Origin of the sequence: Hydrocarboniclastica marina (genome assembly GCF_004851605.1) — a bacterium.
Lineage (GTDB): Bacteria > Pseudomonadota > Gammaproteobacteria > Pseudomonadales > Oleiphilaceae > Hydrocarboniclastica > Hydrocarboniclastica marina.
In genome coordinates this window covers 939,914-960,245 of sequence record NZ_CP031093.1, presented here as the reverse complement: position 1 = coordinate 960,245, position 20,332 = coordinate 939,914, and the positions used below count along the sequence as shown (strand labels likewise).

18 protein-coding genes are annotated in these 20,332 nt (G+C 58.5%); 10 read left to right on the top strand and 8 right to left on the bottom strand.

Features of this window, described 5'->3' with window-relative positions:
* Nucleotides 1-138 precede the first annotated feature (138 nt).
* From soil367_RS04380 to soil367_RS04350, 7 genes are all read left to right on the top strand, one after another.
* Nucleotides 139-636, top strand: a complete 498-nt coding sequence (locus tag soil367_RS04380; RefSeq protein ID WP_136547277.1) for an SRPBCC family protein — start codon at nucleotides 139-141, stop codon at nucleotides 634-636.
* Between the two features lie 170 nt (nucleotides 637-806).
* Nucleotides 807-2,141 carry an erythromycin esterase family protein gene (locus tag soil367_RS04375; RefSeq protein WP_136547275.1) on the top strand — a complete coding sequence of 445 codons (1,335 nt, stop codon included), beginning with the start codon at nucleotides 807-809 and terminating at the stop codon, nucleotides 2,139-2,141.
* 401 nt (nucleotides 2,142-2,542) lie between these two features.
* Nucleotides 2,543-4,696 (top strand): bifunctional diguanylate cyclase/phosphodiesterase, encoded by a 2,154-nt coding sequence (locus soil367_RS04370; protein ID WP_136547273.1) that lies wholly within the window; start codon nucleotides 2,543-2,545, stop codon nucleotides 4,694-4,696.
* A gap of 195 nt (nucleotides 4,697-4,891) precedes the next feature.
* On the top strand, nucleotides 4,892-5,791 hold the full coding sequence (gene ylqF / locus soil367_RS04365; RefSeq protein ID WP_136547270.1) for a ribosome biogenesis GTPase YlqF: 900 nt from the start codon (nucleotides 4,892-4,894) through the stop codon (nucleotides 5,789-5,791).
* Between the two features lie 171 nt (nucleotides 5,792-5,962).
* Entirely contained in the window at nucleotides 5,963-6,580 is a 618-nt protein-coding gene (locus tag soil367_RS04360; protein WP_136547268.1) for a LemA family protein, read from the top strand.
* Nucleotides 6,580-7,347, top strand: coding sequence for a TPM domain-containing protein (locus soil367_RS04355; protein ID WP_136547266.1), 768 nt, complete (start codon nucleotides 6,580-6,582; stop codon nucleotides 7,345-7,347). Before soil367_RS04360 ends, soil367_RS04355 begins: the two co-directional genes overlap by 1 nt.
* A gap of 54 nt (nucleotides 7,348-7,401) precedes the next feature.
* Complete coding sequence (locus soil367_RS04350) at nucleotides 7,402-8,019, top strand: TPM domain-containing protein (protein ID WP_136547264.1); 618 nt, start codon at nucleotides 7,402-7,404, stop codon at nucleotides 8,017-8,019.
* Between the two features lie 64 nt (nucleotides 8,020-8,083).
* On the opposite strand, the gene soil367_RS04345 is transcribed toward soil367_RS04350, so the two are convergent.
* Entirely contained in the window at nucleotides 8,084-10,342 is a 2,259-nt protein-coding gene (locus soil367_RS04345) for an EAL domain-containing protein (protein ID WP_172962261.1), read from the bottom strand.
* A gap of 302 nt (nucleotides 10,343-10,644) precedes the next feature.
* Nucleotides 10,645-11,457, bottom strand: coding sequence for a DUF1206 domain-containing protein (locus soil367_RS04340; RefSeq protein ID WP_136547260.1), 813 nt, complete (start codon nucleotides 11,455-11,457; stop codon nucleotides 10,645-10,647).
* A 190-nt stretch (nucleotides 11,458-11,647) separates the two neighbouring features.
* Here soil367_RS04340 and soil367_RS04335 point away from each other — a divergent pair, with 190 nt between their 5' ends.
* Nucleotides 11,648-12,133 carry a DUF2383 domain-containing protein gene (locus soil367_RS04335; RefSeq protein ID WP_136547258.1) on the top strand — a complete coding sequence of 162 codons (486 nt, stop codon included), beginning with the start codon at nucleotides 11,648-11,650 and terminating at the stop codon, nucleotides 12,131-12,133.
* 131 nt (nucleotides 12,134-12,264) lie between these two features.
* Here soil367_RS04335 and soil367_RS04330 read toward each other — a convergent pair whose 3' ends face one another.
* The 5 genes from soil367_RS04330 to soil367_RS04310 form a co-directional block, all read right to left on the bottom strand.
* The gene (locus tag soil367_RS04330; protein WP_136547256.1) at nucleotides 12,265-12,486 is read right to left on the bottom strand and encodes a hypothetical protein; all 222 of its coding nucleotides are present in this window, start codon (nucleotides 12,484-12,486) and stop codon (nucleotides 12,265-12,267) included.
* A 130-nt stretch (nucleotides 12,487-12,616) separates the two neighbouring features.
* On the bottom strand, nucleotides 12,617-15,256 hold the full coding sequence (locus soil367_RS04325) for an AAA family ATPase (RefSeq protein WP_136547254.1): 2,640 nt from the start codon (nucleotides 15,254-15,256) through the stop codon (nucleotides 12,617-12,619).
* On the bottom strand, nucleotides 15,253-16,368 hold the full coding sequence (locus soil367_RS04320) for a metallophosphoesterase family protein (protein WP_172962260.1): 1,116 nt from the start codon (nucleotides 16,366-16,368) through the stop codon (nucleotides 15,253-15,255). Before soil367_RS04320 ends, soil367_RS04325 begins: the two co-directional genes overlap by 4 nt.
* A 123-nt stretch (nucleotides 16,369-16,491) precedes the next feature.
* Complete coding sequence (locus soil367_RS04315) at nucleotides 16,492-17,013, bottom strand: hypothetical protein (RefSeq protein WP_136547250.1); 522 nt, start codon at nucleotides 17,011-17,013, stop codon at nucleotides 16,492-16,494.
* 20 nt (nucleotides 17,014-17,033) lie between these two features.
* Nucleotides 17,034-17,486: a ferritin family protein gene (locus soil367_RS04310; RefSeq protein WP_136547247.1), complete on the bottom strand. Its 453-nt coding sequence runs from the start codon at nucleotides 17,484-17,486 to the stop codon at nucleotides 17,034-17,036.
* 438 nt (nucleotides 17,487-17,924) lie between these two features.
* On the opposite strand from soil367_RS04310, the gene soil367_RS04305 reads away from it, so the two are divergent.
* The gene (locus soil367_RS04305) at nucleotides 17,925-18,389 is read left to right on the top strand and encodes a CBS domain-containing protein (protein ID WP_136547245.1); all 465 of its coding nucleotides are present in this window, start codon (nucleotides 17,925-17,927) and stop codon (nucleotides 18,387-18,389) included.
* 443 nt (nucleotides 18,390-18,832) lie between these two features.
* Here soil367_RS04305 and soil367_RS04300 read toward each other — a convergent pair whose 3' ends face one another.
* Nucleotides 18,833-19,198, bottom strand: coding sequence for a hypothetical protein (locus soil367_RS04300; protein WP_136547243.1), 366 nt, complete (start codon nucleotides 19,196-19,198; stop codon nucleotides 18,833-18,835).
* 218 nt (nucleotides 19,199-19,416) lie between these two features.
* Between soil367_RS04300 and soil367_RS04295 the strand changes: the two genes are divergently transcribed.
* Nucleotides 19,417-20,331, top strand: a complete 915-nt coding sequence (locus soil367_RS04295) for a GGDEF domain-containing protein (RefSeq protein WP_136547241.1) — start codon at nucleotides 19,417-19,419, stop codon at nucleotides 20,329-20,331.
* The last annotated feature ends 1 nt before the right edge of the window (nucleotide 20,332 follow it).

Here is a 20,332-nt window from a genome sequence, read left to right as displayed (position 1 = left end):
TTGGCTCTTCTGTACCTTGTTAGCTTTATCTACAGTAACCACACCGTGCCACTTTTGATCAGTATCAATGCCTCGGACGCCTACCGGGGATTAAGATTGGATCAGACCGTGCTTGTGCGGGGACAGGAGGTGGAGGCAATGAGCGAGCGCGAAGGCTGGGGCACGTTACGTAAAGTTCCGGGTGGATATGAGGCGCGTCTAAAGCGTTTGATTGACCATGACCGGCACCGAGTCTGGTCAATGCTCACTTGCTCGGAACTACTCTGCCAGTGGCTGGCCCCCGGCTCAGTGGAACCGGTTCTTGGCGGTCGTGTTCGAATCGATTTTGCTGCCAGCGGATCAACCATAGACAGCACCGTTAGCGCTATTGATGTGCCATCGGTGCTCGAGTACTCGTGGAGCAGTGGCAACGAGCCGGTACGCCCTGTGCGCTGGGAATTAGCAGGCAATGACGAATGCACAGAACTGAAGCTGATTTTGCGTCTGCCAGAAAACGATGATCCTGCGCGTGCATGCGCCGGGTGGGATACCCACCTGGAAATGCTGCTAGCCGCGATGGAAGGTGTTTCGATCAGCTTCCCGGTGCAGCGATATCGCAAGGCCCGGGAGGCCTTTGCCGCACTTGCGTCAACGTAAAATTCCCGCTTTCCGTCTGCCTACTGCACCACGAACGCAGCCTGAAAGTATCGCAATCTTTTCCCGCCCTCGCCTACTTGAAGTGATCGAGCCATTGGCTCCCAATAGAGACTGGAACACCCGCTTCAAATACCTCAATTTGAACAGGTTTCAGGTCAGGGAGGCAGGCAATGACCGAAGTCCAGACTCGACTGGTTGATATCATACGTGAGGCAGCGGTCCCTTTGAGCGGCGGCGGCGACGGCGATTACGACGCGTTACTGCAACTGACCAAAGACTGTCATTTTATCCTCCTGGGCGAGGCGAGCCATGGGACTGAAGACTTCTACACGGCACGTGCAGAGGTCACCAAACGCCTGATCATGGAACAGGGCCTTACGGCCGTCGCTATCGAAGGGGACTGGCCTTCTGTCTACCGGGTCAACCGCTTCGTACGGGGACTCGGCAGTGACAGTGACGCTGGCCAAGCGCTGTCGGACTTCAGGCGTTTCCCGCTCTGGATGTGGCGCAATACCGTGTTTCTTGAATTCGTGCAGTGGCTCAGAGTTTACAACTTCAGCCAGCCTGAGACGCAGCGGGTCGGTGTGTATGGCCTCGACATGTATAGTCTGTACGAATCCATTGCCGAGATACTGTCTTACCTCGAGAGTGTCGACCCAACGGCTGCTGATGAAGCCCGAATTCGCTACGGTTGCCTCGACAACGTCGCCGACGAGCAGGGCTACGGCTATGGGGTGCATCTCGGACGAGTGCCTAGTTGCGAGGAAAATGTGATCGCACAACTGGAGTCGTTGCGGAACAGGTCGGCCGACTATTTGATGCATGACGGTATAGACGCCCAGGACGAGCAGTTTCAGGCAGAGCAGAACGCGCGGCTCGTCAAGAATGCCGAGCAATACTACCGCAACATGTTCTCCTCCCGCGTCAGCACCTGGAATATGCGCGACCGGCACATGGGTGAGACGCTTGACGCCCTCCACAGGCACCTGTCGGCGCGAACCGGCAATAAAGCCAGGCTCGCTGTCTGGGCTCATAATTCACATCTTGGCGATGCCCGCGCGACGGCCATGGGTGACCGGGGTGAGCTCAACCTTGGCCAGCTCTGCCGCGAACGCTACGGGCACGATGCTTTGCTGGTAGGGTTTACGACCCATACGGGCTCAGTGACGGCGGCGTCCAGCTGGGATGGCCCTGCTGAATGCAAGTCAGTAAGGCCCAGCCTGCCGGGCAGCCACGAGAACCTGTTCCACGAGACCGGCCTTACGCGATTTTTTCTTTCGCTGAACGGGGCCCTGGAAGAGAGATACCGTCACAGCCAGCTTGAGCGCGCGATCGGGGTGCTTTATCTGCCGGAATCGGAGCGCACAAGCCATTATTTCCGAGCTCGGCTGGCAGACCAGTTCGATGCCGTTTTTCATTTTGACCGGTCTTCGGCGCTCAGGCCGCTCGACGGTGTTCCAGCCTGGGAGCCGTCCGCGCCCGATACTTATCCATCGGGACTTTAGGCTTGCCTGTTCGAACACCCAAACTCCGACGGGCCTCCATGGGAATGACCCTGCTGAACCATAACGTGGAGTGATCGTCATGTTGCGCCACTGGTACCCGACGTACTGTTTCCTGCAATGGTACCGACGCTCAGCGAGAAAATGAGGCCCACCTTCCGCTAACGGCCTCTCCGGGCCCAAAACAAAGCGCTAGCAGCAATAAAACTGGCCCGGCGCATTAACTCATTGTGTGACTACCCGCGGTCCCGGAGCACTAGAATGGTGACAGCGGCAGCGCATCCAGGGAGCTGCTTGCTTTAAGTTAACCTGTGGGGGTACTCGAAACTTTCCTCTTCCGATGTTCTGGAGCAAGTGGCAGCGTCCTGCCTTTCAGGAGCTGTTGCGTTAAACAGAGTGATGTTATGGATGACAGGAGTTCACAAAAAGCTCTGCTAAGGCGATGGCCTCAACCCTCTCCAGCAACAGCCGTTACGGGCGGGGAATCGGGGCAACAGTTTTTCGATGACTCTTCGCTGGCCTTTTTCGTCCTGACGTCCGGCGGCTTTTTTCACTGGACCAACGCAGCCTGGACCCGATCCTTCGGCTGGACGGAAGATGACCTCCAAGGCGAGCCCTGCCTTAATTTTATCCACCCGGAAGATCGCGACTGCTTTGATACGGCCATAACACCGCCCGTCGATCGCGCCGCAAACTCAAGCCTACTGGCTCGCTTCAGGGACCGTCAGGGCGGCTACCACCTGCTGGAATGGAGCATGGAGCCGAACGCCATAGGGTTGCTACAGGGCTTGGCGAGGCAGTTCACCCGATCGGAAACCACTGACGGAGCTGCCGAGCGCGCGCGCGCTCAATTGGAACAACGGTATGCCCGGCTGGCCAATGACTGGCAGGCTGGTAGCCCAGCGGACTGCAAGCTCCCTGTAGCCGTCGGTGAGGCCCATATAACCACAGACTCAAAAGGTGTCATTACGGGCCTGAACAGGGTCGCCGAACAGTTGACAGGCTGGGCTCTGGACGCAGCTCGCGGGTTACCGCTGGATCATGTCCTGTCGCTGCACAGGCCAAGCGCCGGTGAAAAAATACCGAACCCGGGGCTGGAAGCACTCAGATCCGGCGCGCCATCGACCTTGACCGAACCGGCGCACATTGTTCGGAAAAACGGGCTGCATGTGCCGGTCGAGCTTGCTGCGGCTCCGGTTTTCAATGGAACCGGCCAGCCAGCGGGAGCGGTTTCTGTGTTTTTCGACGTCAGCTGTACCCGTGACCTTGCCGAGCGGGTGCGGCATAGTGCGACCCACGACGATCTGACCGGTTTGCTTAATCGCAGCGAATTCGAAGAGCGCCTGAATCATGTCTTGGCTGCTGCGTCACCTCCTCCACATGCGCTGCTTCAACTCGATCTCGACCGCTTCCGTATTATCAATGACAGTTGTGGACACGTTGCAGGGGACGAGTTACTGCGTCAGGTCGCCGGTGAGTTGCAGCTTCAGATACGTCCACGGGATACCCTTGCCCGGCTGGGCAGTGACGAATTTGTGTTGCTGCTTGAAAAATGCACGCCTGAACAGGCTCACCGGAAAGCCTGCGATATCCAGTCGTTCATTCGTAACTTCCGGTTCAGCTGGGGAGATTCTTCATTCCAGATCGGGATGAGTATCGGAATCGCGCTCATTGACGAACAGGCGACCTCCTCCCGCAGGATCCTGGAGCATGCAGAAAGCGCATGCGCCATGGCCAAAGAGGCGGGGCGGGACCGCATTTATGTATTCGACAAGGGCGATAAACACGACCAGCACCAGAGCACTTATCGGTACTGGGTGACGAAAGTTACCGAGGCGCTGGAGACCGATAAGATAGAGCTGATGGCCCAGCCGATCGTCGCTATCCAGACGGGGGAAGAGAAAGGCAGCCATTTCGAAGTACTGGCGAGGCTGCGGGATGACGACGGCAACATGATTCCGCCGGCAAGCTTTATCAACGCGGCCGAGCGCTACAACCTTATGCCTCGCCTTGACCGTTACGTGGTTAGCAAAGTTTTTCGCTGGCTTGCGGATAATCCTGCGGCGGTTGTAGATCTCGACATATGCTCCATCAATCTATCGGCAAGCACACTCGGTGATGACCGGTTCCCGGGGTTCCTGAAAGAGCTGGTTCGTCGCTATCGTATTCCGACTCACAAGGTCTGTTTCGAAATAACCGAGACGATGGCCATTCGCAACCTGTCCAAGACCATCGAGCTCGCTGCGGAGTTCAAACGCCTGGGCTTTCTGTTTAGCCTGGACGATTTCGGCAGCGGCTTCGCATCGTACCACTACCTCAAGCGGCTGCCCGTCGACTTCCTCAAAATAGACGGCGAGTTTGTCCGGGGCATTCTTGAAGACCCGATGGACGAAGCCATGGTTCGCTCCATGAATGAGATCGGTCACATCATGGGCAAAAAGACAATAGCCGAGTACGTCGAGTCCCAGCCGCTGCTCGAGAAGCTAAAGCACATCGGTGTCGACTACGTCCAGGGGTTCACCATTGGCGAGCCCAATCACCTGCTGGTCATGCACTGATACGCCATATTTGGGTACAGCCCCCCCGGGGCGCCGACCCAATCCCAAGGCAAGTGTCTAAACGCCGCGTACGCTAGCCTGACGTTCTTTGGTGGATCGGTTAGTATCTCTTTCCCGCGCAGTATCAGTTGAACCAATCTGAACTCGCTCCGCCGACGCTCAGGTCCTGGCGCTTTTTTTCCGTGGAGAATCCCAATGGCCATTAACTGGTTTCCCGGGCACATGCATAAGGCCCGCAAGGAAATCAAAAAGTTCATGCCCCAGGTGGATCTGATCATCGAGGTATTGGACGCGCGTATCCCTTTCAGCAGCTCGAACCCTCTGGTGCCGGCGCTTCGTGGCGAAAAACCTGTGATCAAGGTGCTGAACAAGTGTGATCTGGCTGATCCCGCCGTCACGTCTGAGTGGCAGCAATCCCTCGAGCGCGAGAGTGGCGTAAGAACCGTCGCGCTATCGCAGAACCAGCGCGCGACGGCGCTGGGCATACTCAAGCTCTGCAGAACCCTGCTTGCGCATCGCAATCTGGAACATACGGCCTTGCGCGCGATTATTGTGGGCATCCCCAATGTGGGGAAATCAACCCTCATCAACACCCTGGCTGGGCGACCGATCGCCAAGACCGGCAACGAGCCCGCCGTGACCAAATCCCAGCAACAGATCAAGCTACCCGAGAACATTCTCCTCTATGACACGCCGGGGTTTCTGTGGCCAAAACTATCCCCGGCGTCCTGCGGCTACCGGCTCGCCACGACAGGTGCCATAAAGAGTGCTGTCATAGACTTTGAGGATATCGCCCTCTTCGCAGCTGAGTATCTGCTCGAACAATACCCCGAAAATCTACGCGAACGTTACCGGCTCGATGACCTTCCGATGCCGGGCACGGCAGGTGCGGGCGTCGAGCTGCTTGAAACGATCGCCCGCAAACGCGCCTTCTTTGCGCGCAAGGGCGTGCCGGACCTGTACAAGGTTTCAGAAGTGCTTCTGAATGAACTGCGCGCGGGCAAACTGGGGCGCGTCAGTCTGGAAACGCCGGAGCAGATCCGGCAGGAACAGGCGACTGAGGCTGAAAGGCAGGCCCTGGAAGACAGTCGTTGACCAAGCCCCCGCCTGTATTGAAAAGTCCTTATCTGTCACTATCTCCAAAATGATAGTAGAGACTAGAAAACGAATTACGCTCCGGCGCGGCCGTTCTCGACGTTGCTTGCCCTGTTGAGCCCCGTCGAGCAGCTGACCGGAATCAGAATGAACGGATACCAGGAATCTCAAATGAGCACGAGTCGTGAACCTGCCCCACTGAAAATCGCCCTGCACTGGAGCGTTGCCCTGCTCTTCGCGCTCGCTCTCAGCGGTTGTGGCATCAACAATATCCCCACCTACGACGAGCAGGTGAAGTCGGCCTGGTCGCAGGTTGAAAACCAGTACCAGCGTCGCGCGGACCTCGTGCCCAACCTGGTGGAAACAGTCAAAGGCTTTGCAGCCCAGGAGCGCGAGACGCTTACAGCAGTTATGGAGGCCCGATCAAAAGCGACCTCTATCCAGGTTGATGAAAGCGTGCTTAATAACCCGCAGAAGCTTCAGCAGTTCCAGCAGGCGCAAGGTCAACTGACCAGTGCGCTGAGCCGTCTCATGGCAGTATCAGAGCGTTATCCGGAGCTTCGCTCCAACGAGAATTTCCTGGCCCTGCAGTCTCAGCTCGAAGGAACGGAGAATCGTATAGCGGTGGCCCGCCGCGATTTCATTCAAGCGGTAGAGCAGTACAACACAGAGATCCGGACCTTCCCGGGACGCCTGTGGCATAGCATTCTTTATAGCGACATGCCCCTGCGGGAGAACTTCGAGGCGACCGCTGAAAACGCAGAGCAGGCACCGCAGGTAGAGTTTTGATGGGCTCCCGCCTGCTGCGCAGCGCCACACTGCTGCTCATTCTCGTATCTGGAGCTGTTCAGGCCGAGTCAGCCCCGCAATTTCCGGAGTTGACCGGCCGGGTGGTCGACAAAGCCGGTATGCTTGACCAGCAGACTGAGGCCATGCTGAGTCAGATGAGTGAGGCCCATGAGCAGGCAAGCGGCGAGCAGGTTGTGGTTGTGACCGTGCCCAACCTGCAGGGCTACCCGATAGAGGACTACGGCTACCAGCTGGGGCGCTACTGGGGCATAGGCCAGGAAGGCGAGGACAACGGCGCACTGCTTTTGGTAAGCGAAGAGGACCGCAAGATCCGCATCGAAGTCGGCTATGGCCTCGAAGGCCGACTGACTGATGCCCAGGCGTCGACCATAATCAATGGCATTATTACGCCCGCATTTCGCCAGGGCGACTTTGCCGGCGGCGTACGAGCCGGGACTGCCGCTATGATACAGGTCCTGGGTGGCGAGCCGCTGGCGCAGCCGGCGAACCGGGGCGGCGTGGCGCCGGCTGCGGAGCGACCTAATGCGCCGTTAGCCTCTGTTTTTTTCCTCATCATGATGGCCGTCGTCTACTTTCTCGGTGGCGGCAGTGGTCGTGGACGTGGCCGGGGTAGAGGCGGTGCAGCGTTTCTTGGCGGTGCCCTGCTGGGAGCAGGTCTAGGCCGCGGAGGCGGCGGCTTTGGCGGCGGCGGTTTCGGTGGGGGCGGCGGCGGTTTCGGCGGCGGCGGAGCTTCTGGCGGCTGGTAGGCTTCAATTCAACCCAGACCAGACCGGTTTATATTCTGAAAGAGCAGATGCGATATGACGTTATTGAACCAGGCCGAACAGCAGGAAGTCACAGCCGCTATTTCGCGCCTCGAGCGTGAGACCGACGCCGAAGTCGTGACGGTACTGACTGCCCAAGCGGATAACTACGCCTACATACCGCTGGTATGGGCTGGGCTGGCAGCCCTGCTTGTGCCCGGGTTGCTCAATCTGTTTGCCAACTGGCTGAACGCCCACAGCCTTGTGTTAACTCAATGGGCGCTTTTTGTAGTGCTGGCCCTGATCTTTCGCGTTCCCCAGATCAACAGCCACCTGATACCGGCACCCGTGCGTTACTGGCGAGCGTCGAATCTGGCACGGCGACAATTTCTTGAACAGAACCTTCACCATACCGAGGGGGGCACGGGCATGCTCATCTTTGTATCCGAAGCCGAGCGCTACGTCGAAATTCTGGTTGACCAAGGCATCTCGAGCCGGATCCCTGACGCGACCTGGGGCGGCATCGTCGAAGCGTTTGTTGCTCGAGTCAGGCAGGGAAAAACGCTGGAGGGATTCCTTGAGTGTATCGACGCCTGCGGTGCAGAGCTGAAAGAAAAACTGCCCGCCACCCATGAGCGCAACGAGCTGCCGAACCACTTGGTCGTGCTGGACTAGGCGCTGTCGAGCCGGCATCCGGGCACGCTGCTGCGCCATCCTCCAACCAGCTGACCGAGGTCCGTTACTTCCGGGCTAGCGGAATAATACTGTCAGGATGCATCAGAACGCCCTCCATTTGCTCCGCCGGGACGGGAAGCCCGAACAGATAACCCTGCACTTCTTCGCATTCCCGGTCCTTGAGGAAGTAGAGCTGCTCAACCGAACGCACCCCCTCGGCCACGACCCTGAGATTCATGCTTTTTGCCAGTGCTATCGTTGCGGTGACTATCGAGACGTCATCGCTGTCGAACGGAAGGTCACGAACAAACGTCTTGTCAATTTTAAGTGTATCGATAGGCAAGCGTTTGAGGTGGTTCAACGACGAATATCCGGTCCCGAAATCATCTATAGAGATGCCGACACCCAGGTCCCGTATCTGCTGCAAAGTTTCCTGGGCTGCTGTAATGTTGTGCATCAGCCCGCTTTCGGTAACTTCCAGTTCCAGCCATTGCGGTGCCAGGCCGGTCGCTTCCAGGACGCTTCTTACCAGGTAGGGTAGATCACCCTGGGTAAGCTGCCGCGGTGAGATGTTGACCGATACCCGGACGGGATCCTGCCCCTGCTGTTGCCATCGCTTGTTCTGTTCACAGGCCTGCATCAGCACTGTCCGGCCTATCTCTTCGATAAGCCCTATTTCTTCAGCGATCGGGATAAAGTCATCGGGCAGCATCAGCCCGTTCTCGGGATGGTCCCACCGTACCAGCGCTTCGATGGCGACAATACGCTCTTTCACCAGCGATACGCGGGGCTGATAGTAAAGCACCAGCTCACCCCTGCCGATTGCTTCGCGCAGTCGGCTCTCGGTCAACAGCCGTTCCAGTAGCCGGGCATTCATGTCCGGGCTGTAAAAGCGGAAAGTCCCGCCTCCCATTTCTTTGGCCTGGTACATGGCGGTATCGGCAGATTTGAGCAGAATAGTCGGGTCACTGCCGTCTCTCGGATAGACACTAATGCCTATACTGGTACTGACGCTGACATCGTGCCCGGCAAGCCGGACGGGTTCGGCAACAGACGCCAGCACCTCTTCCGCGATACCTATAGCGTCTGAAACAAACTCCAGCGCGTCCAGGACAATCACAAACTCGTCCCCGCCGATACGGGCGGTGGTGTCGCCTTCACGGGTGCAGCTACGGAGCCGCTCAGCGATAACCTTCAGTAACTGATCACCCTGATCATGCCCCAGGCTATCGTTAACCATCTTGAAGCGGTTTAGATCGAGAAACAGTAAAGCAACCTTGGTTCCCAGGTATTGCGCCGCCTGGATCGAGTGCAGCATGCGTTCTTTCAACAAGGTCCGGTTCGGCAGCTTCGTCAGGGGGTCATGGGTCGCGAGATACTTGATATGTAGCTCGTTCTCCTTGCGTTCGGTGATATCAATCGAAACCTTTATCACATGCTGTGGGTTACCGTCCGCGTCCCTGCTCAGAGAGAGATGATTGTTCACCCAGACATGACTACCGTCAGGGCGCAGCCCCCGCTTTTCGATGAATAACGCCTCACCGCTACGAACGACCCGGTCGAAGGCCTCTGCGTGGAGCAACTGGTCTTCAGGGTGAGTCAGGTCCTTCACTTTTCTGCCCAGAAGGTCGGCCCGACTACGCCCCAGAATTTCGCAGTAACGATCATTGACTAACATGAACCGGCCCTCAATGTCGGTCTGGGCTATTCCGACGGATGCCTGGCTGATAATAGTGTTGAGGTACTCGTTACTCTGCCGTAACTGCTCCTGACTCTGAACCAGTTCCTCCTCCACAGCGCGACGCCGATTCATGGCGTCGACCTTGCCAGTGGTTTCGTTAACCGCAGAGAACAGCCCACATACCTCACCCTGGCTATTGCGCACAGGGCTGTAGGAGAAGGTGAAAAAAGCTTCCTCCGGGTAGCCGTTCCGTTCCGTCAGCAGCCTGAAATCTTCCAGCCAGGTGGATTTACCAGCAAGAGCATCCAATACGATCGGCTCAATGTCCGGCCAGATGTCGTGCCACACGTCCTGGAAAGGTTTGCCCAGTGCTGGGTGCTTGCTGCCGAGAAGCGGTATGTAGGCATCGTTATAGAAGAAGGTGAGTTCGGGACCCCAGGCAAGGAACATGGAGTGCCCTGAATTGAGCATTAAAGCGATCGTTGACTTGAGTTCCTGCGGCCATTGCCCAGGCTCATCCAGAGGCGAACCGAGCCAGTCCTTCTCACGCATGGCTCGCCCCATCTCTCCGCCGTGCCCAAGAAAGCTAAGGCTGCGACTGAAGGGCTCGACAATCTCCGTGGCGAGGACGTTCTGATCCATAGGATTTATCAGGTGATGGGTGAATCGCGGGAGCCAGATCGTGTTCGGGAGTGCGGTTAAGAAGCGGCGATCTTCGGCCCTCTCACAACCGGGACCCAGTAGCCCCGCCGATACCAGAGCGGGCTCCATCGCTGTCGGAATTTACCTTAGCGGGTTTGGAATCTCAGCTAAAGTTAAGGAGTATCCATACAGAGCCGCCGATTGTGCGAACTTGAGCCGATTTTTCCGTAATTTCGCGCACTTGTTCGGATCTCGCTTTGTTCAAATAGATACTCGCCCTGTGAGCGACTTCACACCGGTACTCAGGCATTATCCGGCTTGATCACTTTAAGCCAGGCGTTACAGAAGCAGTAGCAGCCATAACAGACCATACCTATGGCAATTGCGGCCAGTAGCCATTGGCCAAACGGTAATGCACTAAGCGCTCGCATCGCGCCTTCTGTGTCGCGCGCGGCGCCAGGACTGGTTTTCCACGCAGCGGCCACCAGATAAAAGCCAACCACCACAAAAAGAATAGCCCTGGCGGGCAAACCAACGCGCGCCACCGTTCGCGCCAGCATGACCTGCGCCCGACTTAAGCCTTCGGACTTCCAGTGTTTACGGTAGGTTTCCTGATAGGCTCGCCACATCTGGTAAAGTCCTACCCCGATGAAGCCCAGGCCCACTGCGCCCAACAGAAAGATACCTCCCGGGAATGACATGACTTCTGCACTGCGCTGCGCTGTTGAACTGCCCCCGCCGGCGCTCCCCAGTATCAGTCGCAACGTATAGAAGGCCAGCATAAGATAAACCGCGCCGCTGATGAACATGCCGATACGCCGGACCACTCCTTTAAGGCCCCTGCCTTTTCGCTCAGGGTCTCCGAAAGCCTGGACCATTCGCCAGAGTACGTGGCCGGCCAGCCCTACCCCTAGCAGGATCAGCATAAACCAGCCGTAAGGCTGTCCGGCGACTTCCAGAATCGCCTGCCGCACACCGGCGGTATCGCCGCCCATGCCCAAAACCGCCATGCCGACGTAGAGGCCGATTACGACGTAGAGTACCCCTTTCGCTGCATAGCCCCAACGGGCGAGTCGCTCCACACCTTTACTGATCTGGGTGGAAGAGTCGGCCATAGTTTCCCCTTGTCTTTATTTTCTGTTTGGCGGCTTGTTTGCTGACGTCCATGGTTTACGTTAGCTGTAACCAGCCCGGCAAGAAAATGAGGAATCCGTAAGCCCCTTACAGGCCCTAAAGCGTTATCCTCGAACAGAGTCTATTGTTGCGCTGAATTTAGCGACTACGAGACCATTTCAGGGAGGACGAATGAGCAAAAGCCCGCAAGAAGCCACGGTTAAGACACTCAACAGTCTCATTCATCTCGACTACGACGCTATCGACGCCTATGACGCGGCGATCAAGCGCGCGACGGATGACAATGTGAGGGCCGCGCTGCTGGAATTCCGTGCGGATCATGAGACGCATACGGAAAAACTGCAGGCATGGGTTGAAAAACTCGGCGGCAAACCGGCAACCAAGTCGGACCTCAAGGCGGTCCTTACCTCGGGCAAAGTCGCCATCAGCAGCCTGAGCGAAACAATGGGGATTCTGAAGGCGATGCAGTCGAACGAAGAAGAAACCAACCAGAAGTACGACGATGCGTTAAGCACCGTCACCGAACCTCCGGAACTGGTAGAAGTTCTTCTGCATAACCGCGACGACGAGCGCAAGCACAAAGGCTGGATTGACAATCATCTCGACCAGACCAACCAGACCCCGTACCCGCACACTATTGCGCCGAACTCGCGCTAGTATCCTGCCTGGGCTGTTAGCCCACTGACCAGACCCAAAGACCACGCCATAGAAGGCTTTGGGCCTGGCGGGCCTGAGCCCTGCCAGGTGACTTCCTGCCTTTAAGCGGTCTGTCCCAATAGGCAGCCGATCTATTTTTCAGCCCGGGCGATCTCTTGGGACCGGAATACCGGCCAGTCAGCGAAAGCGAGAAAGTAAAAGAGCCCCAGGTTCACCAGCGGAATCAGAACCAGGAGGCTGAGCGGCGCCGGATATCCGGCCTTTTTGCAGATTTTCCAGAACGGCACAACCAGGATAATACCCGTGATGAGCATCCCCAAAAGTCCTGTGCCTGTCATTTGCTGTTCCATCATGTTGCGCTCTCCTTTCGCGTGTTGAACGAGCATCAGGGTTCAAGCAAAGCTCTTCCCTTGGACCAGACTACCGGATGCAATGGCCCGTCTAAATACCTGCTACCGGGCTGAACACCTGCTGTCTAGTGCACTAGCCGCCGGCCTCAGACTTGAGCTGCTCCAGCGACCGGACCGGGACACCAAGGTCGGCCCAGTTGTCTGGATGACAAGTGAATAACAGGATCTGATGCCGATGCCCGGCACTGTAGAGGACACGCTGCATCGCTTCGCGACGGGGCCGATCGCTATGGACCAGCGCATCATCAAGCACTATAAGGGTGGGCCTGCCAGCCTCCTTTAGCGCGTCGGCATAGGCGAGGCGCAGAATGACGCCCACCTGCTCGCGGGCGCCGAAGCTGAGGGCTGCGAAGTCCACGTCCGGCAGGCCATTCCGATGCAGTTTTCCAGGTTGGAATGCCTCGTTGATTGTGAGTTCCGCCTCCGGGAAAAGCAGGCGCAAGTAGCGCGCTACGTGCCTCTGCAAAGGCGCCTGCAGACGTTCAACCAATCGGCTTCGCTTCCGCTGAAGCCGTTGGTAAAGCAGTTCCAGTGCCCCCGCTCGGAGCTCAAGGGCCTGCTGACGGCGGGCAAGACGTTCGAGACGGGCCGCCTGCTCGGCCCGGTGCTCGCCAAGCCCGGCCGCACCGTCGGCACCCAAGGCCCCCTCAAGCCGGGCAATCTCGGTACGCCGGTCGCGTTGAGCTGCCCGGGTATTCTCAGCACTGCGGGCGTAGCGCTGAATATCATCTTGCAGCACCTGCGGGTTGGCCGCCTCAATGGCCGCCCGCTGGCGTCCCAGCGATTGTTCCAGCGCTTCAATCCCAGCCGATAGCTGAAGAAGCTGATCCTGACTGGCTCGCTGGCGTGCTCTTCGGTCCGGGTCTTCTATACGCTGGGTCAAGCCCTGATACTCGCGCTCGGCAGTGTCCAGCTCGGTCCGTGCAGCGATGTCCTCATCTCGGGTCGCCCGGCGTTTTGCCTCGACGCGGCTAGCTTCTTCTCGCGCCAGCTCAAGCGCGTCCTGTGCGTCACTCGTTGAGATGGCCAGGTCCCTGTCTTCCGGCAGCTCATCGAGCTCGGCTCTGGCCGACTGCTGCCGCCGCTGCCTTCGCTCAGTCTCGGCAATGAGTGCCTGTAACCCGTTCGGTGCAATGTCCTCCAAGGTCTGGTCGAGCCAGGTTATTTTCTGCTCAGCTTCCTGGCGCTCAGCCAGGCGCTGTCGTGCCTCCGCTACAGATGAAACACCGCTGGCCTTGAGCAGCCGATCAAAATCCTGCTCTGCGGCCTGGACGCGTTCCGTTGACGCGACAAGATCCTCGCCGCCGGGCTCAATGGTGATCTCGCCCAACTCGCCCAGTCTCAGGCGTGTGGACTCTGTCAGGGTTACACTCCCCTCACCGCTAAGAGCCTGCCCTGCTACTGTAATCGCCGCGCCAGGGTTGAGGCGATAGCGCACGCGGGTCGCGATCGCTTCGTGACGGACAACACTTTCACGAGCTGCTTCTTCTGCGCGGGCGAGCGCATCGATGCGGTTGCTGTCGAGGGTTGCACCGGTGAGCCTGACTGCGAGCTGTCGGCGTTGCTCTGAAACCTCACGGGCCCGTTCAACCTGACTCCGGGCATGCTCCAGCGCCAGCTGCCCTTCTTCAAGAAGTGCTTCGAGTTCCCGCCGACGCTTTTGCGCTTCTGCCCGCGCCAGTACGGCCTGGGCCTCCCGCAGCGCGCTCGTCGACTGGATGACCTGCCGCTCCAGAACAGTCACTTCTGCTTGTGCAGCTTCCTGCCGCGTTTTCAGCTCCGCCACGCGGCGCGCTCTCGATTCCAGTTGATCCGCTTCGTCCCGCCATTGCCCTAACTGGTCCAGCAACTGCTGCCGTTCCCGGCGAGTACGGTTGAGATCGGTCTCGTTACTGACGAGTTGCTGGCGTTGCCGGTTGACCTCGTGCAGCTGATCAGCGGCCCGAGCCTGCTTCTGCTCAGCCTCCTCCCAGGGCCGGGCCGACTCGTGCTCCTGCCATTCTCGCCGGACAACCCCCAGCCTTTCGATCGCGCTGCTGGACTGGCTCAGCCTGCGATCTGTTTCTGCCAGCACAGCGGCTGCAGACTCAACTTCAGAGACCGCTTTTTTCAGCTCACCTGTCTGCTTGCCAGTCTGGGTCAGCAGGGTGGACCTCTCGGCGGCGATCTCATCGATGAGGCGATCACCACCGCTGGTAGCTAAATCTTCCATGCCCTGGCTCAGGCTTTCCCGCAAAAAACCATGGGCATGGCTTATCGGACGAGCCAGATCCTGCCCTGTACCCTGGGTAATCCACAATAGCCCCGGAATGCCCCAGTACTCTTCTCTACTGGCGCCCTTGCCGGGGTAGCTGAAGCCGAGGAGCTGTTGCAGATGCTGCTCCGCCTGGTCCCCTTCCAGGACCTGACGATCCAGCGTCAGTCGGCACCGGGGCTTCTTCAGGAATTGTTTGCTCAGGCTATAGTCGAGCCCGCCGTGTTCAAAGTCGACCTGAACCTCGGGCGCTGCATTGGGGTCCTGCCAGGGCCGCAAGTCTTCCACCGACTTGGTGCTGTAGCGCTCAAAGAACGCCGCCTGAAGTGCTCTCACCAGAGCACTCTTACCCGTTTCGTTGGCTCCCGAGATAAGGTTCAGGCCTGGCTCGAGGGCGGTGAGCTCAAAATGGCGAGCGAATTGACGCAGTTCTTTAACGGCCAGGCGCGACACCTTCATGCCCGGACGTCCTGCTGATGCTGAGCCAGCTTCTGCAACAGAAGGCGAAGCGCTTCACGGCTGACAGCGTTACTCTCCTGCTCTGCTTTGAGCTCCGTGACAACCTCAGCCAGGTAACCGTCAGCCTGAAGGTCGAGCAGATCATTGTCGCTGGGTGCAATGGCCAGCGCTTCGTCGTCTGTCAGCAGGGCATGAACCCGGGCCTCCAGGGTCCCCAGCCAACGCGCCAAGTCCTGGTAGGTTGCCAGGTCGAGTGCTCCTTCGAGGCGAAGCTTCACTACAGCCAGCCGGTCGAACGCTGCGCATTGCTCCTGCAACTGCTCCAGATCTTCGCGAATCCTCAGGCCGCACAGGGCTTGATACCAGCGAAAATAGCCGGTGCGGTGCACGGTAACTTCTGGCACAGCGCCTGGGGAATCAATCTGTACCTCAAGCACATTGCCCGAGTCATTGTTTCGAAAAACATCGGTTTCCGGAGAACCGCTGTAGAACGTATGCGTATTAACCTCAAGCCTGCCGTGCCAGTCGCCCAGGGCCAGGTAGTCAAGGCCGCTGGTCAGCGCTCTATCCGCAGCTATGGGATTCTGGGTTTCCATCTGATCAGGCAGGATGCCCTGGACACTGCCATGGGCCAACCCAACCCGGACGAGTCCTGCGCCGCAGTCGTAATGACTGAACGGCTCAGTCAGATCAGACTGGCTGTGACGCTGGGTAAGAGGTGCACAGAAGACGGCAAGCCCGGCTGCCTGCAGTTCGATGACCCCGGGTTTGAGCGCCAGATGGATGTTTGCCGGTAACTGCACCGTGCGCTGCCAGACCTGCCAGACGCTCTCGGCCACCGCGGCATCGTGGTTACCCGGCAATAGCACCCAGGGTCCACTGTAACTGTCGAGCGCGGTTGCGAGACGATGGAGCGTCTTGCATGAGACGGTTTGCATATCGAACACATCGCCGGCCACCAGAATCGCGTCCGCTTTTACCTGCGTGGCGAGCTCACCAATGCGGGCGACAGTGTTGATGCGCTGGTCCGAGAGAACCCCGGCTTCACTATGGTCGAACTGACCGAACTGCTTGCCGATCTGCCAATCGGCGGTATGGATAAACCGGGGCACCGAGAACCTCATGTCCAGCGTGGGAGCCTGCCCGGTGGGCAGGACCAAGGACCAATAGTCTACGTTATTCCCTGCGCTCTCTTACAGGTAGCATCAACCCGATTTTCACCCGGCTTTCGTTAATCAGGCGCTTGTAGGTTGCTCTGTCTGACTCAAGGCCGGTGCAACCTCTGCCCTGGCCGCCACTCTTTCACCCGCCAGCACGGTTGCCGCGCCCCAGACCAAATGAGCGCCGATCATCAATGTCCGCCGGGAAACAGGCTGAGCAGCGGATGGCCCCAGAACTTTCAGAGCTGGGATCCAGCCCATGTAACTCCCGGCCCAGACAGTAACCCCGAAGCCGGCACCATACAGGGCCTGCGCCAGCGGCCTGGCACGGGCCAGCCGTTCGGCGCCTGGCATGGCCGGATACATTGCCCCGGTCACGCCCCCATAGGCGAAATGAGCCGCCAGACTCAGGCTTGCGGTGGATGCCTCGCTCAAGGCCGGTTGTCCGCCCCGACGAAGAAGCTCGTCGGTTATCTCCCGTGGCGGAAGCGCATACTGGTCACTGCTGGGCAGTCTTCGGTGGCCTCCAGCCATAAACAAGGTCATCGGAACAGTTGCGATCAGCCCGCCAATGCCCGCCGCTAAAAATCGATTCATTTTCTGCACCCCGATCCGCTTCAGGCGTTCTTCGCTTGCTGTTCGAGCCAGTCCCTTAGCGATTTACTGTCGTCGAGCAGCTGATTGACCACCTCGACAATCTCGTCGCTGGCCCTGTATTGGTCAACCGTTCTGACGTATTCCCCAGTAAGTTGCTGTTCACTTTCGGCCAGACCTTTCAGACCCGATGAGCCAGGCCCCAACCCCGACAGCGCGGCTTTCGCCTTATGCGCAAACGAGGGCTCGTTTTCGTTCTCACCCGGCGAGCCGCCTAAAGCCCTGACAATCTCACCCAGCCTGTCGACGTGACGGCCATGCATCTGTTCGAGTTCAGCCAATTGGCCCGCCCCATCCGACGCTGCGTTATCGCGAGCCGCCCGGCACGCTGCGGCAACCTCATGGTTGCGCTGTATCAAAGCTTTCAGCGCCTCGACCATCTGTTCATTGTTGATCGACTTGGTGAAATCAACCATAGCCCTTTCCCTCCGTTTAAAGCGTTCTCTCCCGACGTCGGCGGCGACCGCGGTATCTCGAGCTCAGAATAACGTACCGCTCGCGGGGCCCGGCCCTGCATTAAGTAATAGTATTGCGAAGTTTAGGTGGCCGCTGTGTCTTCAGCGCGGCAGGAACCGGATCGCCACCCCTTGGGGCGCTAAGGCGCCGTCTGGACGTAACCACAACCGCCGTGGCGAGATACCCCATAGGTCGTTCGGCGCAGCCAAGAGGCATCGATTTTTTCGTTACAGCGCAGTACGCTGCTAGGGAAGTCAGGTCCGATCGCAGAGCATCGACCGGCGGGCTGCATCAAAGCTTTCGCTTTGCTCGGCTTATACCGGTTTAGCCGTCGTCTTTACGATCGTGTAAAGGCCCGATCTGCGAAAAGACCAGCGTTAGCCAAAAGGAGAGTAAAGATGAAAGTTAAGGACGTGATGGCTACCGATTTCAAGTCCCTGTCGGCCAACGATACCGTCGACGACGCGGCCACGCTTATGGCTTCGGACGAGGTCAGCACTGTTCCGGTCGTGGAAGATGGCAAACTGACCGGTCTACTGACAGACCGGGACATCACGAGCCGTCTGGTCGCGCAGCAGCGAGACGCCGCAGCTACGCCGGTCAGCGCTGTCATGTCGGATCAACTGCACTACTGCCACGGTGACGACGACATCCAGGATATCGTGCGCAAGCTGGCCTCGCTGCACCTGGTCCAGATGCCTGTCGTTGATGAGCACAAAAAGCTGCTGGGCATGGTTTCGATCCGCGACCTCAGCGCCAGGGCGGGCGAAAGCGGGTCGAACCGCGGCAAGACAGATGGCAATGACCTCGACGAAGCATTGGACGAGACGTTTCCTGCCAGTGACCCCGTCTCACCGCCCTGAGAAGATGCTATAACCCGCAACCCGCCGCATCGTTTATGCGCGCGGGTCAAGGCTGGGCATGAGGCCCACGTTAGCGGCAGGGAGCCAGAGCCATGAGAGTGTTACACCTCAATTGCGGCAGCGGTTGTCTCGGGGGGATGACCCATGATGGATCGCGTTTCGGGCGGCTGCCGTTGCGTGCTGGCGGAGTCTGAACAATCAGATGCGCCTGCACGAGTTGGCAATAACTGGGGAGACCCCGCCGGCTATGAGCTTACGGTTTTCTGTGCCCATGACCGGCGGGAACTGGCCGAACTTGCGGCCCCCTCCTGGCTCCAACGAGCGACCCCAGCTTGTGACCTGGTATGGACTTTCAGTTCAGAAAGCCAGCCACAAGGCCATTAGCTCTGTATATACCAATGTCCGGGCGGGCGCCCTGCCCCCGGTATGCGACCGGGGTCCGACTACTTCGTGGTGCTATCGCCAGACTGGAACTCCTGGGGCGTAATCACGTCGTCGTTATTCTGATCGAGCCGCTCGACAAGTGCTGGGCCGGACAGGTCCTGGCCTGCGCTCGAGGCGCCATAAGCGCTTAGCTCCTGGGCGTTCAGAAAACCATCATTGTTGATGTCCAGGCCAGAAAACTTTTCGCCGCCCCGGCCACGATGGTAATTTTCGTTTCCGACTTCATCCATATCCGTGATTGCACCGCCCTGACCACGAACTGTTTCTGAACCGGGAGACGTGGTCGCTTTATCAGCAAGAACAGTTGCAATACCTGAGGTGGCGAGGCAGGCGATCCCCGTTAACAACAGACTGGCTTTTTTCATGGTGGGCCCTCCACATAGGCTTCGTTCTCTATTTTAAACGTCACCTTTTGCCTGCTTTATTTCCAGTTACCATGCTGAAACCTGATGTGCGCGAGACCGCGGTTTCGTTATGCTAAGCGTCTGTTCATTTTCTGATTTTCATCGACGTTGCCGCTATCTCGTCCTCGTCTGAAAACCATAAGCTTTCAGCGGCCCCCAGCTATCGAGGTACAGGTTCCATGCTTGCGAAACTGGACCGGATCTTTACACGCCTGACCGACCGGGAGGTTTTTCTGCTGGCTGTGCTGGGCGTGCTGATACTGGGCGTTATCGACGCTGCCGGCAGCAGTGAAGTCTCGATCGCTGTTTTTTACATCGGGCCGGTGGCGATGGCCGCCTGGTATTCAAGCCGCAGGAAGGGCATCGTGATCGCGCTTCTGGCATGTCTTATCTGGTACCTCGCAGACATTATCTCCGGCGCGCCCCGCTCCCACCCCGCAATACCTGTCTGGAATGCGCTGGTCCGGCTCGGCTTCTTTCTCACCAATGCATTACTGATATCCAAGGTCCGCAGCTTTTTAACCGCCGAGCAACAGCTTGCCCGTACCGACCCGCTGACGGCGACCCTAAACCTGCGGGCATTCAGGGAACAGCTGCAATACAGCCTGGCCCTGGCACGGCGACACAAGGGCCACCTGACCCTGGCATACATTGATCTGGACGATTTCAAGAAAATCAACGACCAGCTGGGCCATGATGAGGGCGACCGCATCCTGGCCGCTGTTGCCGCGGCGTTGCGCAACACATCGCGCGCCAGCGATACCGTAGCCCGGCTTGGCGGTGATGAATTTGCCTTGTTGATGCCTGGCACCGACCTGGAGGGCGCCCGGAAGGTCCTTCGCCCCCTGAAACGGGCTTTGCTGGAGATCAACCGTTCAGATAACCAACGCGTGACCTGCAGCGTAGGTGCCGTCACCTTTCTGCACGTCCCGGCCTCGGCGGAAATCGCCGTACGGGCAGCGGACCAGCTCATGTATGCCATCAAGCGACAAAGCAAAGACGACATCGCCGTCGCGCTTTTTGACCCCAGAACCGCTACTGCGACGCAAATCGGCACCGAGCGCCACGTCACTGCCGATCCAGTGGTCGACTAGC